Here is a 23,869-nt window from a genome sequence, read left to right as displayed (position 1 = left end):
TCACTTGTCTTCGGTATTTCGGAGCAAATACGATATGATATTTGCAGTTCCATTTGGTGTGTGCTAGACTGCTCTTGTCCATCCTTTGTCCTCCTGTGATAAGTTTGAGCGGTTGGCAGACCGGCTCCCATCTTATCACCGGGTTCAAAGGATGGCTACTCATAGCTGTAAGCTTTCCCGAACCCCCAGTCTAACTGGGGGTTTTCGTATACAAAAAAGCGTACCGTGCGATCACGGTACGCTTTTTGTAGACTATTTCCGTTGTTTTAAAGCGGCAGCCACAAAGTCGCGGAACAGCGGCTGTGGACGGTTCGGGCGGGACGTAAATTCCGGATGGAACTGCGTCGCCAGGAACCACGGATGATCCGGCACCTCGATGATCTCCACCAAACGGCCGTCCGGGGAGGTTCCCGAGAAGCGCAGGCCCAACCGGGCAAGCTGGTCCCGGTACTCATTGTTCACTTCATAACGATGGCGGTGGCGTTCATAAACAAGCGTGCTGTTGTAAGCCTTCGCCGCCAGGCTGCCTTCTTCCACCTTCGTCGGATCGAGCCCCAGGCGCATCGTGCCGCCCTTGTCCTCGATCTCTTTTTGTTCCGGCAGGAGGTCGATCACCGGATACGGGGTGTCCGGATTGATCTCGGAGCTGTTGGCACCCGTCATGCCGGCCACATGGCGGGCAAATTCAATGACCGCCACCTGCATGCCCAGACAGATGCCCAGGAACGGCACGCGATTCTCCCGCGCGTAACGGGTCGCGATAATTTTCCCTTCGATTCCCCGGTCGCCGAATCCGCCCGGCACCAGAATGCCGTCCACATCGCCGAGCAGTTCGGCCACGTTTTCCTCGGTCACCTCTTCGGCGTGTACCCATTTGATGTCCACATCCGCATCGTTGGCATAACCGGCGTGGTACAAGGCCTCCGCCACGGACAGGTACGCATCGTGAAGCTCCACATATTTCCCGACGATGGCAATGCGGGTCAGATGAGTGAGATTCTTGATCTTGTCGACCAGCGCCTTCCATTCGGTCATGTCCGCCGGCCCGCAGGGGAGCCCCAGGTGGCGGCATACATAGTCGTCAAGCCCCTGTGCCTGCAGGAGGAGCGGCACTTCATACAGCGGATCGGCATCCACCGCTTCGATCACCGCATTCTTGTCGATATCGCAGAACAAAGCGAGCTTCTCCTTCATCTCGGGCGACAGCGGATGCTCCGTCCGGGTGACGATCACATTGGGTTGAATGCCGAGACTGCGCAGTTCCTTGACGCTGTGCTGGGTCGGCTTTGTTTTCAGTTCACCGGCCGCTTTGATGTAGGGGATCAGGGTAACGTGTATATACATGACGTTTTCCCGCCCGATGTCGCTCTTGATCTGCCGAATCGCTTCCAGGAAGGGCAGGCTTTCGATATCGCCGACCGTTCCGCCGATCTCCGTGATGACAACATCGGCACCGGTTTCACGCCCCGCGCGGAAAACGCGTTCCTTGATTTCATTGGTAATGTGCGGGATGACCTGCACCGTCCCACCGAGATAATCCCCCCGGCGCTCTTTGGCGATGACGGCGGAATAGATTTTCCCCGTGGTCACATTGGAGTTGGCGTTCAGATTGATATCGATAAACCGCTCATAGTGTCCGAGGTCAAGGTCTGTCTCCGCCCCGTCATCGGTGACGAATACTTCCCCGTGCTGATACGGGCTCATGGTTCCCGGATCCACGTTGATATACGGGTCGAACTTTTGGATCGTGACTTTCAAGCCTCTGTTCTTCAGCAGCCGTCCGAGCGATGCCGCCGTAATCCCTTTGCCCAGCGACGATACAACCCCGCCTGTTACAAAAATGTACTTTGCCATTCTGTACGTCCCCTCTTTCCCCTATTCCGAAATCAGTCATGAAATAAGTGCTGCATTGATTGGGTCAAATCGGCTCCAGAAAAAAGAAAAAACAAAAGCGATTCCCGTCCCGCTGTTACGGGCAGGGGGCACTTTTGTTTACTATCTTTTCATATTTGCTTGATCTTCATGTGAAGCCCAAGCAGTATTTTATAATGTCTCTTCCAGGGAAGTCAAGGTATTAAAAATCTTCATTTTCGTCATCAGGTTCTTCTTCGATGACTTCCTCTTCTTCTTCCACCAACTCTTCATCCTCAAAGATTTCCTCATCTTCCAGGAGCTCGGGATCGTCTTCCACGAGATCTTCGCCCAGGTCGTCCAGGTCGTCCGGATCAACGAATTCGTCATCCTCAAAGACGGCCAGTTCATCGTCCTCCTCATACTCTTCCACAAGCTCTTCTTCCAGCTCGTAATCGTCGTCGAAGTCGTCGTCGAGGACCAGTTTCTTTTTCTTGCCGCCCTCCTGGGTCTCTTCCACCGTTTCGGTCGGATACCAGCGTTTCAGGCCCCACGTATTTTCGCCAATGCAGACGAAACGGCCGTCGATGTTTACTTCCGTGTATACTTGAGCGATCATGCCCATTTTTTCTTGTTCGGACAGATTACGCAGCGCTGCGATTTCATCCATCAATTCGCGGAAATTATAAGGGCGGTTGGTCTCTTTCAAGATCTCGTAGGCGATATCGACCAGGGCCATCTCGCTTAATTTTTCCGGATCAATATGGGAAAGTAATTGGCTCACCAAGGGCACGTCCTTTCGCAACAATAAATTGGCTACCTTACAGTATTCCTTATTTTAGCCGAAAATGCAAGGATTGCACACCTGACAAGCCTGCTATTTTGCGAGAGTCACCTTTTGCCGGCAAATGCCGCCCGAGCGGTTCGGGCGGCATCGGAGGCGTTACATATTCCGGCGGTACTGCCCGCCCACTTCATACAGTGCGGCGCTGATCTGGCCAAGCGAAGCCACTTTCACCGTCTCCATCAGCTCGGCGAAAATGTTCCCGCCGGACACGGCCACTTCCTGCAGGCGGCGCAGCGCGGCCGGCGCCTTGTCGCGGTTGCGTTCCTGGAAGGCGCGCAGGTTGCGGATCTGCTGTTCCTTCTCCTCTTCCGTCGCGCGGGCCAGCTCGATCTCGTAGTCCTCTTCCGACGCGTTCGGATTGATAAAGGTATTAACCCCGATGATCGGCAGCTCGCCGCTGTGTTTCTTCATTTCGTAATACATCGATTCATCCTGGATCTTGCCGCGCTGGTATTGCGTCTCCATCGCCCCCAGCACGCCACCGCGGGCGTTCAGGCGCTCAAACTCCTGCAGCACGGCTTCTTCCACGAGGTCGGTCAGCTCTTCGATGATGAAGGAGCCCTGCAGCGGATTCTCGTTTTTCGCCAGCCCCAGTTCCTTGTTGATGATCATCTGGATCGCCATGGCGCGGCGCACCGAGTTCTCCGTCGGCGTGGTGATCGCCTCGTCGTACGCGTTGGTGTGCAGCGAGTTGCAGTTGTCGTAGATGGCGATCAACGCCTGCAGCGTGGTCCGGATATCGTTGAAGTCCATCTCCTGGGCATGCAACGAACGGCCCGATGTCTGGATGTGGTATTTCAGCTTCTGGCTGCGCTCGTTGCCGCCGTACCGGTACTTGATGGCCGTCGCCCAGATGCGGCGGGCCACCCGGCCGATCACCGTATATTCCGGATCGAGGCCGTTGGAGAAGAAGAACGAGAGATTCGGCGCAAAATCGTCGATATGCATGCCGCGGCTGAGGTAGTACTCCACGTAGGTGAAGCCGTTGGCCAGCGTAAACGCCAGCTGCGTAATCGGGTTGGCGCCCGCCTCCGCGATATGGTAGCCGGAGATGGAGACCGAGTAGTAGTTGCGCACCTTGTGATCAATGAAATACTGCTGGATGTCCCCCATCATGCGCAGGGCGAACTCGGTGGAAAAGATGCAGGTGTTCTGTCCCTGATCCTCTTTCAGAATATCCGCCTGCACCGTCCCGCGCACGGTGGAGAGGGTGTATGCCTTGATCTGTTCATACTCCTCAGCGGAAGGTTGACGCCCTTCCCGTTCCACGAACTTTTCCACCTGCTGGTCAATGGCCGTGTTCATGAACATAGCCAGAATCATCGGCGCCGGGCCGTTGATCGTCATGGAGACGGATGTGGTCGGCGCGCACAGGTCAAAGCCCGCATACAGCTTCTTCATGTCGTCCAGCGTACAGACGCTCACCCCGCTGGTGCCGATCTTGCCGTAAATGTCCGGGCGGTAATCCGGATCTTCGCCATAGAGGGTAACGGAGTCGAAAGCGGTGCTCAGGCGCTTCGCCTCGTCGTTTTGCGACAGGAAATGGAAGCGGCGGTTGGTCCGCTCCGGTGTCCCTTCCCCCGCGAACTGGCGCTTCGGGTCCTCCCCTTCCCGCTTGAACGGGAAGACGCCCGCCGTATAGGGAAACTCGCCCGGCACGTTTTCTTTCAACGACCACTTCAGAATCTCTCCCCAATCGGCGTAATCGGGCAGGCATACCTTGGGAATCCGGGTGCCGGAAAGCGATTCGGTATACAGCTTGGTGACAATCTCCTTATCCCGCACCTTGGTGACGAACTGATCCTGGCGGTACTTTTCCTTCAGCTCCGGCCATTGATCGAGAATGCGGCGGCATTCCGGGTGCAGCTTGCTTTCGAAATGGGCGATCTGTTTATCCAGCACGAGCGCCACTTCCGCCGCCATGGGATCGCCGGACTGCAGCACGGCTTCCTTGGCGCCGTGCAGTTGGAACAGCTTGCGGGCGACAGCCGACTGCTCCTCGGTAAACTTCCGGTACTCGCGCACGGTATTGGCGATCTCCTGCAGATACGAGCTGCGGTCGGCCGGGATCAGCGATTTCTTGTGAACGGTGACCGGGGTGGCATCGAGATGCTCGACAGGCCAGTCGACCCCCGTCTTCTGAACGATCGCTCGGACGACGGCCGCGAAAAGGACATTGGTGCCGGGATCGTTAAACTGGCTGGCAATGGTGCCGTACACCGGCAGCTTTTCGTCCGGCACGTCAAACAGGTTGTGGTTGCGACGGTACTGCTTGCGCACCTCGCGCAGGGCATCCTCCGAGCCTTTGCGTTCAAACTTGTTGATCACCACCAGATCGGCGAAATCAAGCATGTCGATTTTCTCCAACTGGGACGGTGCCCCGAACTCGCTGGTCATCACATACATGGAGACATCACACACTTCGGTGATCTGGGCGTCGCCCTGCCCGATCCCGCTCGTCTCCACGATGATCAGGTCAAACCCTGCCGCTTTCGCCACCTTGATGGCGTCGTTGACCGCGCCGGACAGCTCCGAGCCCGATTTGCGCGTCGCCAGGCTGCGCATGTAGACGCGCGGGGAATTGTTGGCGTTCATGCGGATCCGGTCGCCCAGAAGAGCGCCGCCCGTCTTTTGCTTGGACGGGTCGATGGAGAGGATGGCAACCGTCTTCTCGCTGAAATGGTTGAGAAAACGGCGCACCAGCTCATCGGTCAGGGAGCTTTTTCCCGCGCCGCCCGTACCGGTGATCCCCAGCACGGGAACCACGGTTTCGGGCTGCGGCAATTTTTCGGCGACGGGCGCGAACACCTCCGGCTTTTCCACCGCATATTCGGCGACGGAGATCAGCCGGGCGATCGCCTTGTGGCTTTGTTCCCGCAGCTCCTCCACTTCCCGCTCGATCTGTTTGACCGTCGGGAAATCGGTCTCCCGCAGCATGTAGTTGATCATGCCCTGCAGGCCCAATCGGCGCCCGTCGTCCGGGGAGAATATCTTGCATACCCCGTACGCTTCCAGCTCGCGGATCTCGCGCGGCACGATCACACCGCCGCCGCCGCCGAAAACGCGGATATGCCCGGCCCCGCGTTCCTTCAGCAAATCGATGACATATTTGAAATATTCCATATGGCCGCCCTGATACGAACTGATGGCGATGCCCTGCACATCTTCCTGAATGGCGGCGGTTACCACTTCGTCCACGGAGCGGTTGTGTCCCAGATGGATCACTTCCGCACCGGATGCCTGCAGGATGCGGCGCATGATGTTGATCGAAGCGTCGTGGCCGTCATACAGACTGGCAGCGGTTACAAAACGGATCTTGTTTGTCGGACGATACACTTCCGTTTCCATCGTTTCTCCCTCCTCGTGGGGTAAGGCTGGCTAATGTGCCACGCTGATCTCGCGCAGCAAGAGGTCGATCTGCTTCTCCGTATACTCTTCCAGCGTGTAATGCTTCTTCAGCGTCCAGCGGCGGAACACCCACATCTCGCCAAGGACCATGATGTTGTCCGCCATCAGCTTCACATGCTTTTCATCCAGCCGGATCGAGCCGTCGGCGATCCCTTTGCGCAGGATTTCCTCGAAGATGGCGGAGATTTCTTCCTCCCGGCGCAGCACGTAGCGCAGCGCCTCTTTGGGCAGCGACTTGGTCTCCTGATAGATCAGCAGCACGCGGTCGCTCATCTGGTCCATCACTCGGAAAAAGCTTTTTAGTGCCATCTTCAGGATTTTGAGGCCCGTGCCGTTAAACGTGATCGCTTCGCGCAGGCGGGTCTCCACTTCGTTGTGGATCGCATCGCAGACCAGATAGAGGACGTCCTCTTTGGACTCGATGTACTCATACAGCGTACCGATGCTGAATCCCGACGCCCGTGCAATCTCGCGGGTTGTGGTCTTGTGAAAGCCTTTATGAATAAACAGGTCAACGGCTGCCTCAATGATCTGCTCGCGCCGCTTCTCAATCAATTTGGGGTCTTTGACCAGGGAAGGAATGGTTTTCCGTTTTTCCAACATGGTTTCAGCCACCTCTTACCGACTGAGCGTTTGGTCAGAAACATCTTGAAAGAAAGATTGCCACGCTCTTTTTCCTACCATTATACGATACACGGTGAGGAATAGCACGACAATCTTTTTTCATCCCATCTCCCGTCAGCGGCCTTGCTGAAACCATGAATCCGCAATCTGGCCGGCAACCGTGTAAGGGTCGCGCACTCTTTGGGCGACATCCTCCAGGGCATCGGCGAAAGCGCCCGCTTCGACGCTCTGCAGCATTCTGCGGTACAGCTGGTCGTGCACGATCTCCAGCACCTCGTCTTTCAGATGCTTGGCCCGGCGCGCAGCCCCCTCGCCGCTTTCCACCAGATAGGCCTGATGCCGCAGGATCGCGTTCCACAGGTCATCCAACCCTCGGCTTTCGATGGAGACGGTGCGGACTACCGGGGGGCGCCACGGCGCGTCGTGCTTGGCCAGATCGAGCATCTGCTCCACTTCCACCTGCAGCTTCTCCACGCCAGGAAGGTCCGCCTTGTTAATGACAAAGAGATCGGCGATTTCCATGATCCCCGCCTTGAACGCCTGCACCGCGTCGCCGCCGCCCGGATTGAGCACCACCACCGTGGTGTCAGCGATATGCATCACATCCAGCTCGGACTGGCCGACGCCCACCGTCTCGATCAAAATCACGTCGCAGCCGTAAGCATCGAGCACCCGCACGGCGTCCCGGGTATTGCGGGACAAGCCGCCCAGACTGCCGCGGGTCCCCATGCTGCGGATGAACACACCCTTGTCCAGCGCGTGGCTTTGCATGCGCACGCGGTCGCCGAGCAGCGCCCCGCCCGTAAACGGACTGGTCGGGTCAACGGCCACAACCCCCACCTTCAGCTCCATCGAACGCAGATAACCGATCAGGTTGTCGACGAGCGAGCTTTTTCCGGCACCCGGCGCTCCGGTGATGCCGATCAGCTTCGCCCTGCCCGTATGGGGGAAAATCTCCCGCAGAACCTGGGTCCGCTCCGGGTAGTCGTTTTCGATGCAGGTGATGGCGCGGGCCGCCCCGCGCACATCGCCCGCCAGAATGCGCCCTGTCAATTCATGCATGGTGGAAACCCCGTTTATCCCTTGAGAAGATAATTGCTGATGACGACACGCTGAATCTCGTTGGTGCCCTCATAGATCTGCGTGATTTTGGCATCGCGCATGAAGCGCTCCACCGGATATTCGCGGGTGTAGCCGTAGCCGCCGAAGATCTGCACCGCCTCCGTGGTGACTTCCATCGCAATGTCGCCGGCGAACACCTTGGACATCGCCGACGCCTTGCCGTAAGGGAGACCCTGATCCTCCAGCCATGCCGCCTGATAGGTGAGCAGACGGGCCGCTTCGATCTTGGTCGCCATGTCGGCCAGCTTGAACTGGATCGCCTGCAGCGACGCGATCGGTTTGCCGAACTGCACGCGTTCTTTCGCATAGGCAAGCGCATGGTCAAACGCTCCCTGCGCGATCCCGAGCGCCTGGGCGGCGATACCGTTGCGGCCGCCATCCAGCGTCATCATGGCAATCTTGAAGCCTTCCCCTTCTGCCCCCAACAGATTCTCCTTCGGCACGCGCACATCTTCAAAGTTCACCGCCATGGTCGGCGAGGAACGAATCCCCAGCTTCTTCTCTTTCTTGCCCATGGTGAAGCCGTCCATGCCCTTCTCCACGATAAAGGCGCTGATCCCTTTATGCTTCAGGGCCGGATCGGTCACGGCGAAGACGATGTAGATCTCCGCTTCGCCCGCATTGGTGATGAAGATTTTGCTGCCGTTCAGGATGTAGTGGTCGCCATCCTTTACCGCCGTGGTGCGCATGCCGGCGGAATCGGAGCCGGAACCGGGCTCCGTGAGGCAGTAGGCCCCCATTTTCTTTCCTTCGGCGAGCGGACGCAGGAACTTCTGCTTCTGCTCTTCGGTGCCGAACTTGTACAACGGCCAGCTCGCCAGCGATACATGGGCGGACAGCGTGACGCCGATGGACGCGTCCACGCGGGAGAGCTCTTCCACGGCCAGCACGTAGCTCAGGTAATCGGCTCCCGCCCCGCCGTACTCTTCCGGCCACGGAATCCCCGTCAGCCCCAGTTCGGCCATTTTTTCAAAAAGGGAACGGTCGAAGCGCTCTTCTTCGTCACGCTCCGCTGCGGTGGGCGCCACTTCCGCTTCCGCAAAATCGCGCACCATCCGGCGCAGCATCTCTTGTTCTTCCGTCAGGTGGAAATTCATCGGATCCACTCCTGTCTATTCCGCCAGCAAATGCTTGGCGAGCACGATTTGTTGAATCTCATTGGTACCTTCGTAAATCTGGGTGATCTTGGCGTCGCGGAACAGCCGCTCGACCGGATATTCGCGGGTATAGCCATACCCGCCGAATATTTGCACGGCTTCCGTCGCCGCTTTCATCGCCGCGTTGGAGGCGAAACGCTTGGCCATGGATGCTTCCTTGCCGCAGGGCAGCCCCTTGCTGCGCAGGAAAGCCGCCCGATAAACCAGCAGCCGGGCCGCTTCCGCCAGGGTAGCCATGTCCGCCAGCTTGAAGGCGACCGCCTGCTGCTTGCCGATCGGCTGGCCGAACTGATGCCGTTCCTTGGCGTACGCCGTCGCATATTCCAACGCCGCTTCCGCGATGCCCAGCGCCTGGGCGGCAATCCCGATGCGGCCGACATCCAGATTGGCCATCGCGATTTTGAAGCCTTCCCCTTCCTTGCCAAGCAGGTTGGCAGCGGGCACGCGGGCATTCTCGAAGATCAGCTCGGCGGTATTGGAGCCATGCAGCCCCATCTTCTTTTCCTTTTTCCCCACCGTAAAGCCTGGTGTATCCTTTTCGACGATGAAGGCGGAGATCCCTTTGCTGCCGGCAGCCGGGTCCGTTACGGCGAAGGTGATGTAGACCTGGGCTTCACCGGCGTTGGTGATAAAGATCTTGCTGCCGTTCAGGATATATTCGTCTCCCTGGCGTACCGCCATGGTGCGGATGCGGCTGGCATCCGAGCCGGCCCCCGGCTCCGTCAGCGCGAAGGCGCCCAGGTATTCACCTGCGGCCATCTTCGTCACAAACCTCCGCTTCTGCTCGTCCGTGCCGAAATACAGGATCGGATTGGTGGCGACCGACGTGTGAACGGAGAGGATCACCCCCAAGGTGGCGCTTACCCTGGAAATCTCGTTGATGGCCAAGATGTAGGAAATGAAGTCGGCGCCCGCCCCGCCCCATTCTTCGGGGACCGGGATTCCCATCAAGCCGAGCTCTCCCATCTTCTTGACCAGATGGCGCGGAAATTCTTCCGTCTCTTCCATCACCGGAACAAAGGGCGCGATCTCTTTTTGAGCGAAATCGCGCACCATCTTGCGCATCATTTCTTGTTCTTCCGTCAATCGGAGATTCATGATAGCCCTGCCTTTCTGCTTTTCTGCCGACTGATGGCAGCCATGCGTATCAGGTTAGTTGTACACGTAAAAGCCGCGTCCCGACTTTCTGCCCAGCCAGCCCGCCTTCACGTACTTGCGCAGGAGGGGGCAGGGACGGTATTTGGAATCGCCAAAGCCTTCGTACAGCACTTCCATGATGTAGAGGCAGGTGTCCAGACCGATGAAATCAGCCAGCGTCAGCGGTCCCATCGGATGGTTCATGCCCAGCTTCATCACTTCATCGATCGCTTCCGGCGTGGCGACTCCCTCATAGACACAGTAGATCGCTTCGTTTATCATCGGCATCAAGACGCGGTTGGAGACGAAACCGGGGAAGTCGTTGACGCTGACGGGCACTTTGCCCATCCGCTTGGACAAATCTTCCACGAGCTGATACACCTCATCCGCCGTCTGCAGGCCGCGAATCACTTCGACCAGCTTCATCACCGGCACGGGATTCATGAAATGCATGCCGATCACTTTCTCCGGCCGTTTGGTGACCGCCGCGATCTCCGTGATCGGCAGCGAAGAGGTATTGCTCGCCAGCACGGTATGGGGCGGACACACGTCGTCCAGCTTCCGGAAGATCTCCGTTTTGATCGCCATGTTTTCCGTGACGGCTTCCACGACGAAATCGGCCTTCCTGCCGTCCGACAGATCGGTGGAGAGGGTGATGCGGCCCAGCACGGCCTCTTTTTCCTCTGCGGTGATCTTGCCTTTTTCCACGCTGCGGGACAGATTTTTCACAATTGTCGCCAGGCCGCGCTCGACGAACTCCTGCTTCAGATCGTTCAGGATAACGGCAAGGCCGGCCTGCGCCGCCACCTGGGCGATGCCGCTGCCCATCTGGCCGGCGCCGACCACCATCAATGTTTGTACGTTCATCACGAAAGCGCCCCCTTACTCTATTACTCTACTTTCAACAGAATCGCATCGCCCTGTGCCGCACCGCTGCAGATGGCCGCAATGCCCAGGCCTCCGCCGCGGCGGCGCAGTTCATAGATCAAATGCATGACAATTCTGGCACCGCTCGCGCCAATCGGGTGGCCGAGCGCAATCGCGCCGCCGTTCACATTTACTTTCTCCTCATCCCAGCCGACGATGCGTCCGCTCGTCAGCGTCACGGCGGCAAACGCTTCATTCACTTCAAACAGGTCGATCTCTTCCAGCCTGACGCCGGTCTTCTTCAGCAGCTTCTGAATCGCCAAACCGGGTGTGGTGGCGATATAGGGAGCCTCGGCGCCCACCTGCGCATGGCCGAGAATCGTCGCCATCGGCTTCTTGCCAAGCTCCCGCGCTTTGGCGTCGGACATCAGCACCATGGCGGCCGCCCCGTCGTTGATGCCGGGCGCGTTGCCCGCCGTGATCGTGCCGTCCTTCTTGTAGACGGGCGGAAGCTTCGCCAGCCCTTCCAGGGTGGTGTCCGGGCGCGGCGCTTCATCGCGGGTGACCAACACCGGATCGCCTTTTTTCTGCGGCACGGGAACCGGCACGATCTCTTCGTCAAAAATGCCCTTGGCGACCGCTTGGGAGGCACGCATCTGGCTGCGGTAAGCCCACCTGTCCTGCTCCTCGCGGGTGATGCCGTATTCAGCCGCCACGTTGCTGCCGTGGACCGCCATCGGCACCGCATCAAACGGGCAGGTAAGGCCGTCATGCATCATCAAATCCACGACGGTGCTGTCGCCCATCCGAAAGCCGTAACGAGCCTGCGGCAGCGCGTAGGGAGCGTTGCTCATGCTTTCCATGCCGCCGGCGACGATGATCTCCGCATCCCCCGCGCGGATGATCTGATCCGCCATGGTGACGGCCCGCATGCCGGAAGCGCACACCTTGTTGATCGTCTCGCTGGCCACATCCCAGGGTAGCCCCGCCTTGCGCGCCGCCTGCCTGGACGGCACCTGGCCGGCCCCCGCCTGCACAACCATCCCCATGATCACTTCATCTACCTGCTCGCCGCTGATCCCCGCTCGTGTAAGCGCTTCCTTAATTGCGATGGCGCCCAGCTCAACGGCAGGAATCTCCTTCAGCGCGCCGCCAAACTTGCCGAATGGCGTTCGCGCCGCCCCCACAACAACCGTTTTCATGCGATCACTCTCCCTGTATGAGGTCCCTTTCCACTTTCATCCAATTGATCGAGCGGTCGCTCACTTTCGTCATTACTTTCATTTTGCGTCTTTCCCGCCGGTTCGTCAATGTCAAAAACCGTCTGTCGTTAGGGAAAAAGCCGTACTACGCCAAGCAGCACGGCTTTTCATCTTTCAAGGATTACAGGGCGTCCGCGAGAATCTCCGACACGTCCCTTGTTTTGACGCGATCTTCCGCTTCCTTCATCTTCACACCGTCGTTCATCATGGTCAGGCAGTACGGACATGCGCTGGCGATCGCCGTCGGGTTCACTTCCAGCGCCTGCTCCGTCCGCGCCAGGTTGATGCGCGTGCCTTCGTGCTCTTCCATCCACATCAGGCCGCCGCCGGCACCGCAGCACATGCTGTCGCAGCCGCTGCGCTTCATCTCCACGATCTCCACGCCCGGAATCGCCTCCAGGATCTGGCGCGGCTTGTCGTAGATCTCGTTGTAGCGGCCCAGATAACAGGAGTCGTGATAGGTGATGCGTTCCTTCACTTCCTTGGTCGGCTTCAGGCGGCCTTCCTTCACCCACTGGGCCAGCAGCTCGGTGTGGTGGTACACTTCCGCTTCCAGGCCGAATTCCGGATATTCGTTTTTGAACGTATTGTAGGCGTGCGGGTCACAGGTGACGATCTTTTTCACATTGTAGGCTTTGAAAATCTCGATATTTTCCTGGGCCAGCTGCTGGAACAGGAATTCGTTCCCGATCCGGCGCGCCGTATCCCCGGAGTTTTTCTCCTCGTTGCCCAGGATGGCAAACTTGACGCCCGCCTGGTGCATCAGCTTCACGAAGGCATGCGTGATCTTCTGGCTGCGCAGGTCGAAGGAGCCCATGGAACCCACCCAGAAGAGATACTCGAACTCGTCGGTTTCCTGCACGGTCGGCACGGCGTATTCTCCGTTCAGCCCCTCGATCCATTTCAGCCGGTCCTTCCGGTTGATCCCCCACGGGTTGCCCTGGCGCTCGATGTTGTTCAAGGCCCGCTGCGCTTCCGCCGGCATGCTGCCTTCCGTCATGACCAGATAGCGGCGCATGTCGATGATTTTTTCCACATGCTCGTTCATCACCGGGCACTGATCTTCACAGTTGCGGCAGGTGGTGCATGCCCACAGCTCCTGCTCGGTGATGACATCGCCGATCAGGTTTTTCTCGTAGACGGCAGCTGCTGCGCCCCCTTCTGCGGCGGCGGCCGCTTCTCCTGCCTGCATCGCCAGCCGGTTGGCCGTTGTGCCAGCAAAGGCGAAGCTTGGCATCCAGGGCGTACGGGAGGTCACGGCGGCTCCTTTTTCCGTCAGATGATCCCGCATCTTCACGATCAGATCCATCGGGGAGAGCATCTTGCCCGTGCCGGACGCCGGACACATGTTGGTGCAGCGGCCGCACTCCACACAGGCGTACAGGTCAATCAGCTGCGTCTGGGTGAAGTCTTCGATTTTGCCGACACCGAAAACCTCCTGTGTCTCGTCTTCAAAATTGATCGACGTAAGCTTGCCCGGCGGGTCCAGCTTCTTGAACCAGACGTTGACGGGAGCAAAAATCAGGTGAGCGTGCTTCGATTGGGGAACGTATACGGCAAACGACAGCAGAATCAGCAGGTGCATCCACCAGAACAGATAGAACAGCGCGCCGGCGGCCGTCTGGCTGATGCCGGAAAAGGCTGCGGCGATCAGGGAAGAGATCGGCGCGTATACGGACGCCTCATGGCCGAGCCAGAGCTGTTCAAAGGCAAGGGAGAGCAGAACCGATGCCATCAGGGTGGAAATGAAAATCAGCACAAGCCCCGCTTTCCATCCGCGCTTCAAACGCTTCAGCTTCTCGATGTAGCGGCGGTAGAAAGCATAGGCGACCGCGACGAGGATCAGAAAGGTGGTGATTTCCTGCATCAGGCTGAAGTATTTGTGTGCGCTTCCAAAAGGAAGTTCAAAGCCTTTCACCAACCCTTTGATGATCAACTCCAGGGCGCCGAACTGCAGGATGATAAAGCCGTAGAACATCACGACGTGCATGACGCCGCTCTTTTTGTCCTTCAACAGCTTCTTCTGGAAAAACACGTTCTCCAGCACCAGATTCAGCCGTGTGGCGAAGTCGTCCTTCACGTCCGGCTTTTTTCCCAGCTTGATGAACAGATAACGGCTGTACACCACGTGCGCAAACAGATAGAGCCCATAGGCCAGCACCAGGAAAAACGCAATGAGATTCAATAATGCCAGCAACGCTCTCAACCCCTTTGTACATGTCTATCTTGGATACTATCTTAACAGAACGGCCGAAAAAAATGAATGATTATTCATTCAAGATTTTCAATTTCACAAAAAAACTGACGAAACAAGGGATGATCAATTCTGAGCGGTCGTTCAGATAAGATGACTATAACACAGCCGGGCGGGGTTTTGCTATGGTAGTTACTGTAGGACGCCAAAAAAGTTTTCGCCTTGCTGTCAGAAATCCGTTTCCATTGGAGTCTTTAGAGAAGTCATGATTGTGGGGGGATGGTTGCTTGGATCAAGCGATATTCGAAACAGACGAGGAGATGGATGACAGCCGGCTGGTGGAGCGGGCAAAGACAGGGGATCAGGAGGCGTTCGGTGAGCTGGTTCGGCGGCACCGCGCCAGGCTGTACGGCTATGTCCAAAGCGTGACGCGGGAGCCGTTCATAGCCGAGGATATCGTGCAGGAGGCGCTGATCCGGGCGTTTCTGCATCTCGGCATGCTGATGGACAGCCGCCGCTTCCTGCCGTGGCTGCACACCATCGTGCGGAATCAGGCGTACACCCGTATGAAAAAAAGCGGGTACCAGGCAAACGAGCGGGCCTTCTCCACCTTGGCGCCAACCGCTGAAGGCTCCGGGCAGACAGACTGGTCCAGCCTTGACAGCATCCTCGGCCGTCTGGCCCGCTCCGTTTCCCGGGCGGCGCTTGCCGGCACGAATCCGGAAGAGGTGTTGGTCCGAAAAGAACTGCTTGCCACCATCGAAGGCATGCTCGGCTGTCTCAATCCGCGGGAGAGGCGGGTGTTCGAATCCCATTTTTTCGATCACCTGTCCCCGCAGGAGATCGCCAAGCTCTTTGACCTGTCATCGGCCAATGTTTATCAAATCCTCTCCCGTTCGAAAAAAAAGCTGCTCCGGCACAAAACCCTCGCAACCGTTGACGACTATCTAAAAGATCGAAAGGATCGGGGATGTATGAAAACCATGATTTTGCCCAAACCGAACCTGCCCGGGCCGCTTACGCACACATGGACCTCCTGCGCCTGGGCCATGTATGCCATGCTGGCGTACACGGACAAACCGTACTCGCTGCCGATGGTCATGGGCCTGAGCGGCCATGCGTTTCGCATCAACGTCATGCCGGGAGAGATCCATATCGCCGGACCTACAATGTATGACTTTGCCGGCCTGCTGGGGCGCGGCCTCGCCAATCTGGGCTTCCATGTCCGGACCGTCCATCACCGGCTGCAGACAGGCCCGGGAGAAAACAGCAATCTGGTCGCCCCCAGCCTGATTGCCCCCGAGGCGCGTGAAAAACGGGAGCTGCCGACGGCGCTGCCGGAGGCGCTGGAGTTGATTCACCGTTCCATCGATCAGGGCGTTCCCGTTGTTTCCTGGGATTTGTTCATTCCGGAGTTCGGCATTATTTACGGCTACGATGATGAACAGCGGCTGCTGATGGCTGCGGACAACTGCGGCCATGACAAGCCGATCCCCTTTGATCATCTGGGGAGAGGGTTGATTCAGGAACTGTTTGTGCTGGCCCTCGATCGTCGGGCAGGCGAGGGAGGAATCGATGTCGGCGGGGCGCTTGACATGATTCTGGCCCATTACCGCGGAGAGGAACCGCGCGAGCCGGGCTGCATCAACGGGCTGGATGCCTATGACGCGTGGTGTGAGGCGTATCAGGCAGGCACGATCGAACCGAACGGCAACGCCTACAACCTGGCCGTCGTGCATGACGCGCGGCGCTATGCGGCTGCCTTTCTGAAGGAGCTGGCGGATCTGCCGGAGGAGAGCTTCCCGGGGGGTGAAGAGGTTCGGGCTCTCTGCAGGGAAGCGGCGGCGCATTGTACGGAAACCGCCGCAGCCTTCTCCCGGCTGTGCAGCATGTTTCCCTTCCCTGCGGGCGGGGAGCCGCACGATCGGGCCCAGGCGCAAGCAGCGGTCCACCAGCTTCAGGCAGCCAAGGCGCATGAACAACAGACGCTGGCCGCGCTGGAAAAGATGCATCGGTTTCTTCGCTGACAAGGAAAACGGGCTGCCCCAACGCAGCATGTCTGCTCATGGGGCAGCCCTTTTTTCATCCGACGCTTTGCGCAAGGTTCCCAATCTCCTGCGCCAGTGAACGGATCACCTTGATGCCATCCGTAGTGAAGTAACGCTCGTAGCGCAGCAGGGATTGGCTCAGGTATTTTGCCGCCTCCAATCCCTCTGCGGCTGCTTCTGCAAATGCCGCATATTCAAACGACTCAAGGCCGGGATCGTTCAGCTGCCGACGGCGGTACCCCAGCAGGTGTCCGTAGACGACGGCCGCATGCAACGTACGGTCGATCTCCCAGCGCTGGTTTCGCTGATCATTGTTTGCCCGCCATGGAATGTCAACCTTGGGAGATGTGCTGCTGTTATAGTCTTCCGTAAAGATGTCATGCAGGAGAAGGTTCATGTTTACCGCTTGATGCACCGCCTCATGAAACAGATTCTCCGCCAGGAAACGATAAGAATCTCTTGCCGCGACGGTTTTCGGGGGAATGTGGCTCAGGGCCCTGCTTGAGACAAAAACGGAGAAGGGCAAGACGGGAAACGAGGAAGAGGTGATTTCGACATCCTGTTCGCTGCGATCGTCCCGCAGCTTCACCCAAGCGATCATGCGGACGAATTCGGCAAAGAGCTTGTAACCTTCCGGATAGCTGCGCGCCAAATGCTCCAAGGCTCGCGTTACATCTGCGCTTCGTTCCCCGGCAGCGTCCACAAGGTCGTGGGAAGCTAGCGGAAGCGCTTGCCAGCAATCTTGCGGAACCGCCGACAAGCACAGGTATGCATCCGAATCAACCTTGATCTCCACGGCACGGGACTCCTGAAGGCATTGATCGGAAACATCCCTCCTGCCGGTGAGCTCGCCCCATAACACGAAAGGCAGCCGGAGCCTCCCGTCAGGAATGCCGGCAAGCGTATGGCTGTAGACGGCCGGATCAAATGGCGACCCCGCTGGAATACGGTCTTCGATCAGTCCCAGGGAAGGCATGGATCATTCAACTCCTCATCCGGTAGTAGCCGGTCGATCCTTCCGCCGCTCGGCAGGGAATCGGATCGACCGGCTTCACGTGATCAATTGCTGTCCGGCTTAGTAGGCGGCACGTGATCCAGGCGCTGCGTCAGCTTCTGCACCTTGTCCTGCAGCTTTGGCTCTGCAGCGCTTGGGGAAACCGTGCGGCCCTCCTGTTGCTCCCCTGCAGACATGCGTGGCTCGTCATGTTTGGCTGCCATACGCGCTCCTCCTTTCCGCGATAGCCGTTTATAAGGCCATTATACAATCAATCCACAATTTTGGAAATTATTTCATTTTTAACAGCCTACCGAAAGCAAAAAGGACAGCCCCTCCGTCTCGTTAAGACGATGGGGACTGCCCCGCTTCTTATTTTCCAGACACTTCTTTTTGTTCTTTCTGCGCCTTTTGCTCCAGCCGAATATCGGCCAGCGATTTGACCTTCGTCGCCTTGATCCGCTTGTTGCGCGGGAGGTCCGCCGGTTCGAGATTGTTGGCTTCATCCCGCATCAGCGCGGCGATGCCCACATTTTTGCCCTTGGCGGCCTGACAGTATTCGCAGTTGGCTTCATCGTGGGCCTGGTAGTTTTTGGGCTCCGGATAGGAGGTGATCACGCCCTCGAAGTTGCGCAGCACCACCTTGTCAGCCGATTGCGAAATGATGTAGTTCGGCATGACCGGAATCTTGCCGCCCCCGTGCGGCGCATCCACCACAAAGGTCGGCACGGCGTAGCCGGAGGTATGGCCGCGCAGATGCTCGATAATCTCGATCCCCTTGCTGACCGGCGCGCGGAAGTGGCCGATCCCTTCCGACAGGTCGCACTGGTAGATGTAGTACGGCCGCACGCGGATTTTTACCAGCTCGTGCACCAGCTTTTTCATGGTAAACGGACAATCGTTGATCCCCGCCAGAATGACGGACTGGTTGCCCAGCGGCACACCGGCGTTGGCCAGCATTTCACAGGCCCTGGCCGCTTCCGGCGTAATCTCTTTCGGATGGTTGAAGTGCGTATTGAGCCATACCGGATGATACTTCTTCAAGATGTTGCACAGGTTTTCGGTGATGCGCTGCGGGAATACCACCGGCGCGCGGGTGCCGATCCGGATGATCTCCACATGCGGAATGGCGCGCAGATTGCTCAGAATGTATTCCAGCACGCGATCGTTGATCAACAGGCCGTCGCCGCCGGAGAGCAGAACGTCCCGGACCTCCGGGGTTCTGCGGATGTAATCGATACAGGCATCAAGCTGTTTTTTCGGCACCCCCATCCCGATCTGGCCGGAGAAACGGCGGCGCGTACAGTACCGGCAGTACATCGAGCACTGGTTGGTGACCAGAAACAGCACCCGGTCCGGATAGCGGTGGGTCAGGCCCGGCACGGGTGAGTCTTCATCCTCATGCAGCGGATCTTCCATATCGTACTTGGTCCGGATGATTTCCGACGAGACCGGAACGGACTGCATCCGCACCGGATCTTTCGGATCGTCCGGGTCCATCAGCATGGCATAGTACGGGGTAATGTTGAGCGGGATCGTCTGGCTGGAAATACGCACCCCTTCTTCTTCCTCCGGGGTCAGATTGATCACCTGCTTCAATTCGTCAACGGTGCGAATGGTGTGGGTCAGCTGCCACATCCAATCGTTCCACTGCTCCTCCGTCACATCTTTCCATAGTGTAATGCTGCGCCAATCGCGGCATGCAGCAACGCTTGTCGCCATCGGTTCCAACTCCTTTCATCGCGTCAGATCCCTACCATCTGCTCTTTGACGAAAAGAAGTTGCAATCCTCATGCCAACGAGTTCAAAAGATTCCGAATATGCTTGATACCGCGATTTCATGCCAAGTGAATCACAAAAAACTGCACCGGATTTGCCGGATTTTCGGCACTTACTGACGTTTTTTCGGCAGTTGGGACAATTTGTACTGCAGCGTCTGCCGGGGAATGCCCAACAGCTTCGCCGCCCGCATCACATTGCCGTTCGTCTTTTCCATGGCCCGGCTGATCAAGGCTTCCTCCGTTTTCTTCAGCACCTCGGGCAGGCTCCCGACCTCGTCTTCGGCAGCCGCCGGCAGTACGAGCGGAGGGACGTGGCGCTCCCTGGCCGCCCGTTCCATCATATGCGGCGGCAGATGCTCCATGCGGATCACCGGCCCCTCCACCATGTTCATGGCCGCTTCGATCACATGTTCCAGTTCGCGGACATTCCCCGGCCAGTCATACCGCTGAAACAAATCGGCCACCGCTTCTTCCAGCCCCGTTACGCGCATATGGAACCGCCGGTTGTACTTTTCGAGGAAGTGGCGGGTTAACAACGCCACATCTTCCCGGCGGTCCCTCAGCGGGGGCAGCGCAAAGGAGACCACGTTGATCCGGTAATACAGGTCGGTGCGCAGCCCTCCCCGCTTCAACAGCTCTTCCGGCGCCTCGTTCACCGCGGCGATCACCCGGACATCCACTCTGACCGATTGGGTGCTGCCGATGCGGCGGATTCGGCCGTCCTGCAGCACGCGCAGCAGCTTGGCCTGCAGGTCGAGCGGCATGCTGTTTACCTCGTCGAGAAAAAGCGTCCCGCCGTTGGCCAGCTCGAAAAGTCCCGGCCGATCGTCCGCGCCGGTGAAGCTTCCTTTTGTTGTGCCAAACAGGATGCTTTCCAACAGCGTCGCCGGAAGCGCCGCGCAGTTCTGCGCGATAAACGGCCTGCCGCTGCGCTCCGACGCGTGGTGGATGGATTGGACGAACAGTTCCTTGCCGGTGCCGGTTTCGCCATATATCAGGATCGGGGAAGAGGTGCGGGCCGCCCGTCTGGCCCGTTCGATCAGCTGCAGCATGGCCGGGCTTTGGGTAATGATGTCCTCGAAGCTGTAGACCACGCCGTCGGCATCGGTGCGTTTGGTGCGTTTGGCGTTGCCCAGCTGCGCCTGCAGATCGATCAGCTTCTCCGACAGCTCTTTCAGCTTGCCGATATCCTTGGCCACTTCCACCGCGCCGACCAGCCGCTTGCCGACGTAGACCGGCAGCGTCGTATTCACCGTTTCCACGCGCATGCCTTTCCAGTTGCGGTAGGTTTGCGGCTGGTTATAGATCGGCTGGCCGTTGTCGATCACGCGGAGAAGCGTGCTGGATTCCCGATCAAGCGAAGGGAATACCTCCAGAAGCGGTTTTCCCAACACCTCCTCCGGTGTCAGGCCGTCGAGCTTCGCCGCCACATGGTTGTAAAAGATGGTGATGCCATCCGCGTCCACGACATGAATGCCTTCGTCGATGGCGCTCAAGATGGCCTGCAGCATCTCAACCGTCTCGGATAAAGCCATCGCATGCACCGTCCTTCTCTTCCACATCGTTGCCGAAAATTTGTCACTATGCTGAAAATTCAGCACCTACCGATGCTTCTCCATCTGAATCGCCAAAAACAGCGTATAGATCACATGTCCGATAAGCCAAATCAAAAACGCGGAGAAGGAAAGAGGCTGGCCGCTCAACAGGCTGAAAGGGAGATAGAGTACCGACAGCAGCGCGGCCCACCACAGCAGGTACCGGGCCGTCGGAGGTCCCGGAAAACGGGGATAAAGCGTGCAAAAGACCGCCGTGATCAGGATCGACACGGCCAGATGAACCAGCAGTTCCAGCATGGCAGGAAGCCCGGCCAGTACGGGAACATAGGAAACATCGATCAGCACCGTGAACGTGGTCGTGTGAAAAAGAGCATCGCACAGCGCCAGAAATGCTGCAAGAATCATACCGGAGATCAGCCCGTTTACGATGAAAAAACCCATCCGCTTCTCCTCCTCCCCCTGCGGGGCTAAAGCTCCCAAGACTTTGTTTCTCCGCCGAGTCGGTCATGAAGGGAGCTTGCTTGGCCCCCATTCCTCCAAGCCTCAAACAGCCGTTTATCATTAGTCTGGGCCGCCCTTGGAAAGAGCAGCCTGCTATTCCCAATCGATGCGGACATCCAGTTCGTATTCGCCGAGATATTGCCCATCCAGCCACAGCTGATACTGGGTCCGGATCGCGGCGGGCCGCTCCTCCTCCCGCTCGATGCGCAGCATGCGGGTGTACGTCTCCATACGGAAACGGCCATGCGGGCTTACATAGTGGCACTCGCTGCTTTTCCCTTTGGCAAACACCTGTTTCATCTGGAGCTTTCCCTGGCGGAGCAGCGTCACCTCGGACAGGGCGATTTTCAGGATGGTGCCAACCTCCCCAATCCCCTCCACCTGTTCCGTATAGGAGAAATACCAACCGTTCTCCCTGTTGGCTGCTCTGCCTGGATAGCGCAGCTCCGTGCGCTCCGTTTGCCGGTCTGCGGTATGGGTGATGACAAGCTGGATCGTAACGTTCTGCATCTGTGCCCCTCATTTCTCGCGAATCCCTTTTTATTGTACCGATTCCTCCGGCTCCCGGGCAACCTGGCTCCCGGCGAAAGCCGGCAGCAGCGCATGGTCAGGAAGGTGCCGGCATGACAGCAAGAGACGTTCCCCGCAACGCCTGCGGGGAACGTCTCGTCGTTTGTCATCCGTTTATTTTACAAAGCCCAGGATCAATTCGCGTACGATCTTGGATGCCACGATTTGGGTCATTTCGCTGTGGTCATAGACCGGCGCCACTTCCACCAGGTCGCATCCGATCACATTGGCGCCGTTCCGGGCCATGTAGTGGATGGTCTCCAGCAGCTCGCGGGAGGTGATGCCGCCCGCCTCCGTCGTACCGGTGCCCGGTGCCGCCGAAGGATCAAGCACATCGATGTCGATCGTCAGGTAGATCGGCCGATTGCCGATGGTCGGGAGAACCTGTTTCACCGGCTCCAGGACATCGTATTTGTACAGGTGCATGTTCTCTTTCGCCCATTCGAACTCTTCCTTCATCCCGCTGCGGATCCCGAAGGAGTATACATTTTTGCCGCCAATCAGCTCGCACGCTTTCTTGATCGGCGTGGAGTGGGAATACGGATAACCCTCATAGTGGTCGCGCAGGTCGGTATGGGCATCAAAGTGGAAAATGATCAGGTCGCTCTTGTACTTCTCGTACACCGCCTGGATCACCGGCCAGGTCACGAGGTGCTCCCCGCCCAGGCCGATGGGCATCTTGCCGTCGGCCAGCACTTTGCTCACAAATTTGCGGATCGCATCCAGGCTGCCTTCCACATTGCCGAACGGCAGCGGGATGTCGCCCGCGTCGAAATATTTCACTTCTTCGAGAAGGCGATCCAGATAGGGGCTGTACTCTTCCAGCCCGATCGACACCTCGCGGATGCGGGCCGGGCCGAAACGGGATCCCGGGCGGAAGCTGACCGTCCAGTCCATCGGCATGCCGTAGATCACGGCCTGGCTCTCCTCGTAGTTGGCATGGCTGCGGATAAAGACGTTGCCGGAGTATGCCTCGTCAAAACGCATTCGCTTCGTCCTCCTAGTCGCGCGTCAGTTCAGCCACGAATTTCGGCAGCTTGAAGACGGCATGATGAAGTTCGGGCGAGTAGTACTTGGTGTCGAGATCCTTGATCTTGCTCGCGTCCACTTCCAGCGGATCGTATTTCTTCGAGCCGATGGTGAAGCTCCAGAGACCGGACGGATAGGTCGGGATGCTGCAAGTATAAAGACGGGTGATCGGGAAGATCGATTTGATGTCCTTGAAGACGCGTTTGATCAGGTCGCGGTTGAACCACGGCGATTCGGTCTGCGCCACCATGATGCCGTCCGGTTTCAGCGCGTCGTAAATGCCTTGGTAGAACCCTTTTTCAAACAAGCCCACCGCCGGGCCGACCGGTTCGGTGGAGTCAACCATGATCACGTCGTATTCGCCCTTGTGGTCATGGATATGCTTGATGCCGTCGATCACCTGAACGTCCACGCGCGGATTGTCCGTCAGCTCGCTGGCGATCTGCGGGAAAAACTTCTTGCAGGACTCGATGACGCCGCCGTCGATCTCGGCGAGCACCGCTTTTTCCACGGACGCATGCTTGACGACTTCGCGGATTGCCCCGCCGTCGCCGCCGCCGACCACCAGCACTTTTTTCGGATTGGGATGGGTATGGAGGGCCACGTGGGTAATCATTTCGTGATAAACGAATTCATCCACATCGGTGGTCATCACCATGCCGTCGAGGACGAGCATGCGGCCGAACTGCTTCGTATTGATGATGTCTATCTGTTGAAACTCGGTTTTTTCATGATAAAGAGTTTCGGTAATTTTGGTCGTAATGCCATGGTTTTCCGTCTGTTTCTCGGTATACCACAGTTCCATGTTCATTGGGGTACCCTCCTTTTACTATGGTCAACAAGAAGATTATAGTAGCTCCCCCCCAAAATGCAAGGTTTTTTTCCATAAGAACGCCGGATTGCTAGGGGAAGTATGGATCC

At 57.9% G+C, this 23,869-nt stretch carries 19 protein-coding genes and 1 pseudogene; 1 reads left to right on the top strand and 19 read right to left on the bottom strand.

All coding sequences use genetic code 11. The features are described 5' to 3' along the window. The 11 genes and pseudogenes from G3578_RS13790 to G3578_RS13740 all read right to left on the bottom strand — a co-directional run. Positions 1–82, bottom strand: a pseudogene (locus G3578_RS13790) (IS200/IS605 family transposase); the annotation flags it as partial. 170 nt (positions 83–252) lie between these two features. Next, positions 253–1,854, bottom strand: coding sequence for a CTP synthase (locus G3578_RS13785; RefSeq protein WP_165213531.1), 1,602 nt, complete (start codon positions 1,852–1,854; stop codon positions 253–255). A 220-nt stretch (positions 1,855–2,074) separates the two neighbouring features. After that, positions 2,075–2,635, bottom strand: a complete 561-nt coding sequence (gene rpoE, locus G3578_RS13780) for a DNA-directed RNA polymerase subunit delta (protein ID WP_165213530.1) — start codon at positions 2,633–2,635, stop codon at positions 2,075–2,077. Positions 2,636–2,794: 159 nt separating this feature from the next. Further along, a complete protein-coding gene (gene icmF / locus G3578_RS13775) occupies positions 2,795–6,046 on the bottom strand; it encodes a fused isobutyryl-CoA mutase/GTPase IcmF (RefSeq protein WP_165213529.1) in 3,252 nt (1,083 codons plus the stop codon). 30 nt (positions 6,047–6,076) lie between these two features. Next, a complete protein-coding gene (locus tag G3578_RS13770) occupies positions 6,077–6,709 on the bottom strand; it encodes a TetR/AcrR family transcriptional regulator (RefSeq protein WP_165213528.1) in 633 nt (210 codons plus the stop codon). A 135-nt stretch (positions 6,710–6,844) separates the two neighbouring features. Next, positions 6,845–7,792: a methylmalonyl Co-A mutase-associated GTPase MeaB gene (gene meaB / locus G3578_RS13765; protein ID WP_165213527.1), complete on the bottom strand. Its 948-nt coding sequence runs from the start codon at positions 7,790–7,792 to the stop codon at positions 6,845–6,847. A gap of 14 nt (positions 7,793–7,806) precedes the next feature. Continuing rightward, the gene (locus G3578_RS13760; protein WP_165213526.1) at positions 7,807–8,949 is read right to left on the bottom strand and encodes an acyl-CoA dehydrogenase; all 1,143 of its coding nucleotides are present in this window, start codon (positions 8,947–8,949) and stop codon (positions 7,807–7,809) included. Positions 8,950–8,964: 15 nt separating this feature from the next. Beyond that, a complete protein-coding gene (locus tag G3578_RS13755) occupies positions 8,965–10,107 on the bottom strand; it encodes an acyl-CoA dehydrogenase (RefSeq protein WP_165213525.1) in 1,143 nt (380 codons plus the stop codon). A gap of 54 nt (positions 10,108–10,161) precedes the next feature. Next, positions 10,162–11,013: a 3-hydroxybutyryl-CoA dehydrogenase gene (locus G3578_RS13750; protein ID WP_165213524.1), complete on the bottom strand. Its 852-nt coding sequence runs from the start codon at positions 11,011–11,013 to the stop codon at positions 10,162–10,164. Positions 11,014–11,036: 23 nt separating this feature from the next. Further along, positions 11,037–12,215: an acetyl-CoA C-acetyltransferase gene (locus tag G3578_RS13745; RefSeq protein ID WP_165213523.1), complete on the bottom strand. Its 1,179-nt coding sequence runs from the start codon at positions 12,213–12,215 to the stop codon at positions 11,037–11,039. Positions 12,216–12,396: 181 nt separating this feature from the next. Next, a complete protein-coding gene (locus tag G3578_RS13740) occupies positions 12,397–14,472 on the bottom strand; it encodes a heterodisulfide reductase-related iron-sulfur binding cluster (protein ID WP_165213522.1) in 2,076 nt (691 codons plus the stop codon). Between the two features lie 284 nt (positions 14,473–14,756). Between G3578_RS13740 and G3578_RS13735 the strand changes: the two genes are divergently transcribed. Then, positions 14,757–16,496 carry an RNA polymerase sigma factor gene (locus tag G3578_RS13735; RefSeq protein ID WP_241254621.1) on the top strand — a complete coding sequence of 580 codons (1,740 nt, stop codon included), beginning with the start codon at positions 14,757–14,759 and terminating at the stop codon, positions 16,494–16,496. Positions 16,497–16,551: 55 nt separating this feature from the next. Here G3578_RS13735 and G3578_RS13730 read toward each other — a convergent pair whose 3' ends face one another. The 8 genes from G3578_RS13730 to speE form a co-directional block, all read right to left on the bottom strand. Continuing rightward, entirely contained in the window at positions 16,552–17,493 is a 942-nt protein-coding gene (locus G3578_RS13730; protein WP_165213521.1) for a hypothetical protein, read from the bottom strand. 83 nt (positions 17,494–17,576) lie between these two features. Then, on the bottom strand, positions 17,577–17,735 hold the full coding sequence (locus tag G3578_RS13725) for a hypothetical protein (RefSeq protein ID WP_165213520.1): 159 nt from the start codon (positions 17,733–17,735) through the stop codon (positions 17,577–17,579). Positions 17,736–17,883: 148 nt separating this feature from the next. Then, positions 17,884–19,233, bottom strand: a complete 1,350-nt coding sequence (gene kamA, locus G3578_RS13720) for a lysine 2,3-aminomutase (RefSeq protein ID WP_165213519.1) — start codon at positions 19,231–19,233, stop codon at positions 17,884–17,886. 169 nt (positions 19,234–19,402) lie between these two features. Beyond that, a complete protein-coding gene (locus G3578_RS13715) occupies positions 19,403–20,827 on the bottom strand; it encodes a sigma-54 interaction domain-containing protein (protein WP_165213518.1) in 1,425 nt (474 codons plus the stop codon). Between the two features lie 66 nt (positions 20,828–20,893). Then, a complete protein-coding gene (locus G3578_RS13710) occupies positions 20,894–21,289 on the bottom strand; it encodes a hypothetical protein (RefSeq protein ID WP_165213517.1) in 396 nt (131 codons plus the stop codon). A gap of 153 nt (positions 21,290–21,442) precedes the next feature. After that, positions 21,443–21,859 (bottom strand): YwiB family protein, encoded by a 417-nt coding sequence (locus G3578_RS13705; protein WP_165213516.1) that lies wholly within the window; start codon positions 21,857–21,859, stop codon positions 21,443–21,445. 174 nt (positions 21,860–22,033) lie between these two features. Beyond that, a complete protein-coding gene (speB, locus tag G3578_RS13700) occupies positions 22,034–22,906 on the bottom strand; it encodes an agmatinase (RefSeq protein WP_165213515.1) in 873 nt (290 codons plus the stop codon). Positions 22,907–22,919: 13 nt separating this feature from the next. Further along, entirely contained in the window at positions 22,920–23,753 is an 834-nt protein-coding gene (speE, locus tag G3578_RS13695; protein ID WP_165213542.1) for a polyamine aminopropyltransferase, read from the bottom strand. Positions 23,754–23,869: the final 116 nt, after the last annotated feature.

The organism is Brevibacillus sp. SYP-B805 (assembly GCF_011059135.1).
Classification (GTDB): Bacteria; Bacillota; Bacilli; order Brevibacillales; family Brevibacillaceae; genus Brevibacillus_F.
The sequence above is the reverse complement of the archived record's forward strand: the minus strand, read 5'-3'. Positions and strand labels throughout refer to the sequence as shown.

Coding starts and splice junctions, on each gene's coding strand:
- G3578_RS13745 (WP_165213523.1), bottom strand. CDS start 12,215: ATGAAAACGGTTGTTGTGGGGGCGGCGCGAACGCCATTCGGCAAGTTT.
- G3578_RS13725 (WP_165213520.1), bottom strand. CDS start 17,735: ATGGCAGCCAAACATGACGAGCCACGCATGTCTGCAGGGGAGCAACAG.
- G3578_RS13755 (WP_165213525.1), bottom strand. CDS start 10,107: ATGAATCTCCGATTGACGGAAGAACAAGAAATGATGCGCAAGATGGTG.
- G3578_RS13785 (WP_165213531.1), bottom strand. CDS start 1,854: ATGGCAAAGTACATTTTTGTAACAGGCGGGGTTGTATCGTCGCTGGGC.
- G3578_RS13710 (WP_165213517.1), bottom strand. CDS start 21,289: ATGGGTTTTTTCATCGTAAACGGGCTGATCTCCGGTATGATTCTTGCA.
- speE (WP_165213542.1), bottom strand. CDS start 23,753: ATGGAACTGTGGTATACCGAGAAACAGACGGAAAACCATGGCATTACG.
- G3578_RS13760 (WP_165213526.1), bottom strand. CDS start 8,949: ATGAATTTCCACCTGACGGAAGAACAAGAGATGCTGCGCCGGATGGTG.
- meaB (WP_165213527.1), bottom strand. CDS start 7,792: ATGCATGAATTGACAGGGCGCATTCTGGCGGGCGATGTGCGCGGGGCG.
- speB (WP_165213515.1), bottom strand. CDS start 22,906: ATGCGTTTTGACGAGGCATACTCCGGCAACGTCTTTATCCGCAGCCAT.
- kamA (WP_165213519.1), bottom strand. CDS start 19,233: ATGGCGACAAGCGTTGCTGCATGCCGCGATTGGCGCAGCATTACACTA.
- icmF (WP_165213529.1), bottom strand. CDS start 6,046: ATGGAAACGGAAGTGTATCGTCCGACAAACAAGATCCGTTTTGTAACC.
- G3578_RS13730 (WP_165213521.1), bottom strand. CDS start 17,493: ATGCCTTCCCTGGGACTGATCGAAGACCGTATTCCAGCGGGGTCGCCA.
- G3578_RS13770 (WP_165213528.1), bottom strand. CDS start 6,709: ATGTTGGAAAAACGGAAAACCATTCCTTCCCTGGTCAAAGACCCCAAA.
- G3578_RS13705 (WP_165213516.1), bottom strand. CDS start 21,859: ATGCAGAACGTTACGATCCAGCTTGTCATCACCCATACCGCAGACCGG.
- G3578_RS13750 (WP_165213524.1), bottom strand. CDS start 11,013: ATGAACGTACAAACATTGATGGTGGTCGGCGCCGGCCAGATGGGCAGC.
- G3578_RS13715 (WP_165213518.1), bottom strand. CDS start 20,827: ATGGCTTTATCCGAGACGGTTGAGATGCTGCAGGCCATCTTGAGCGCC.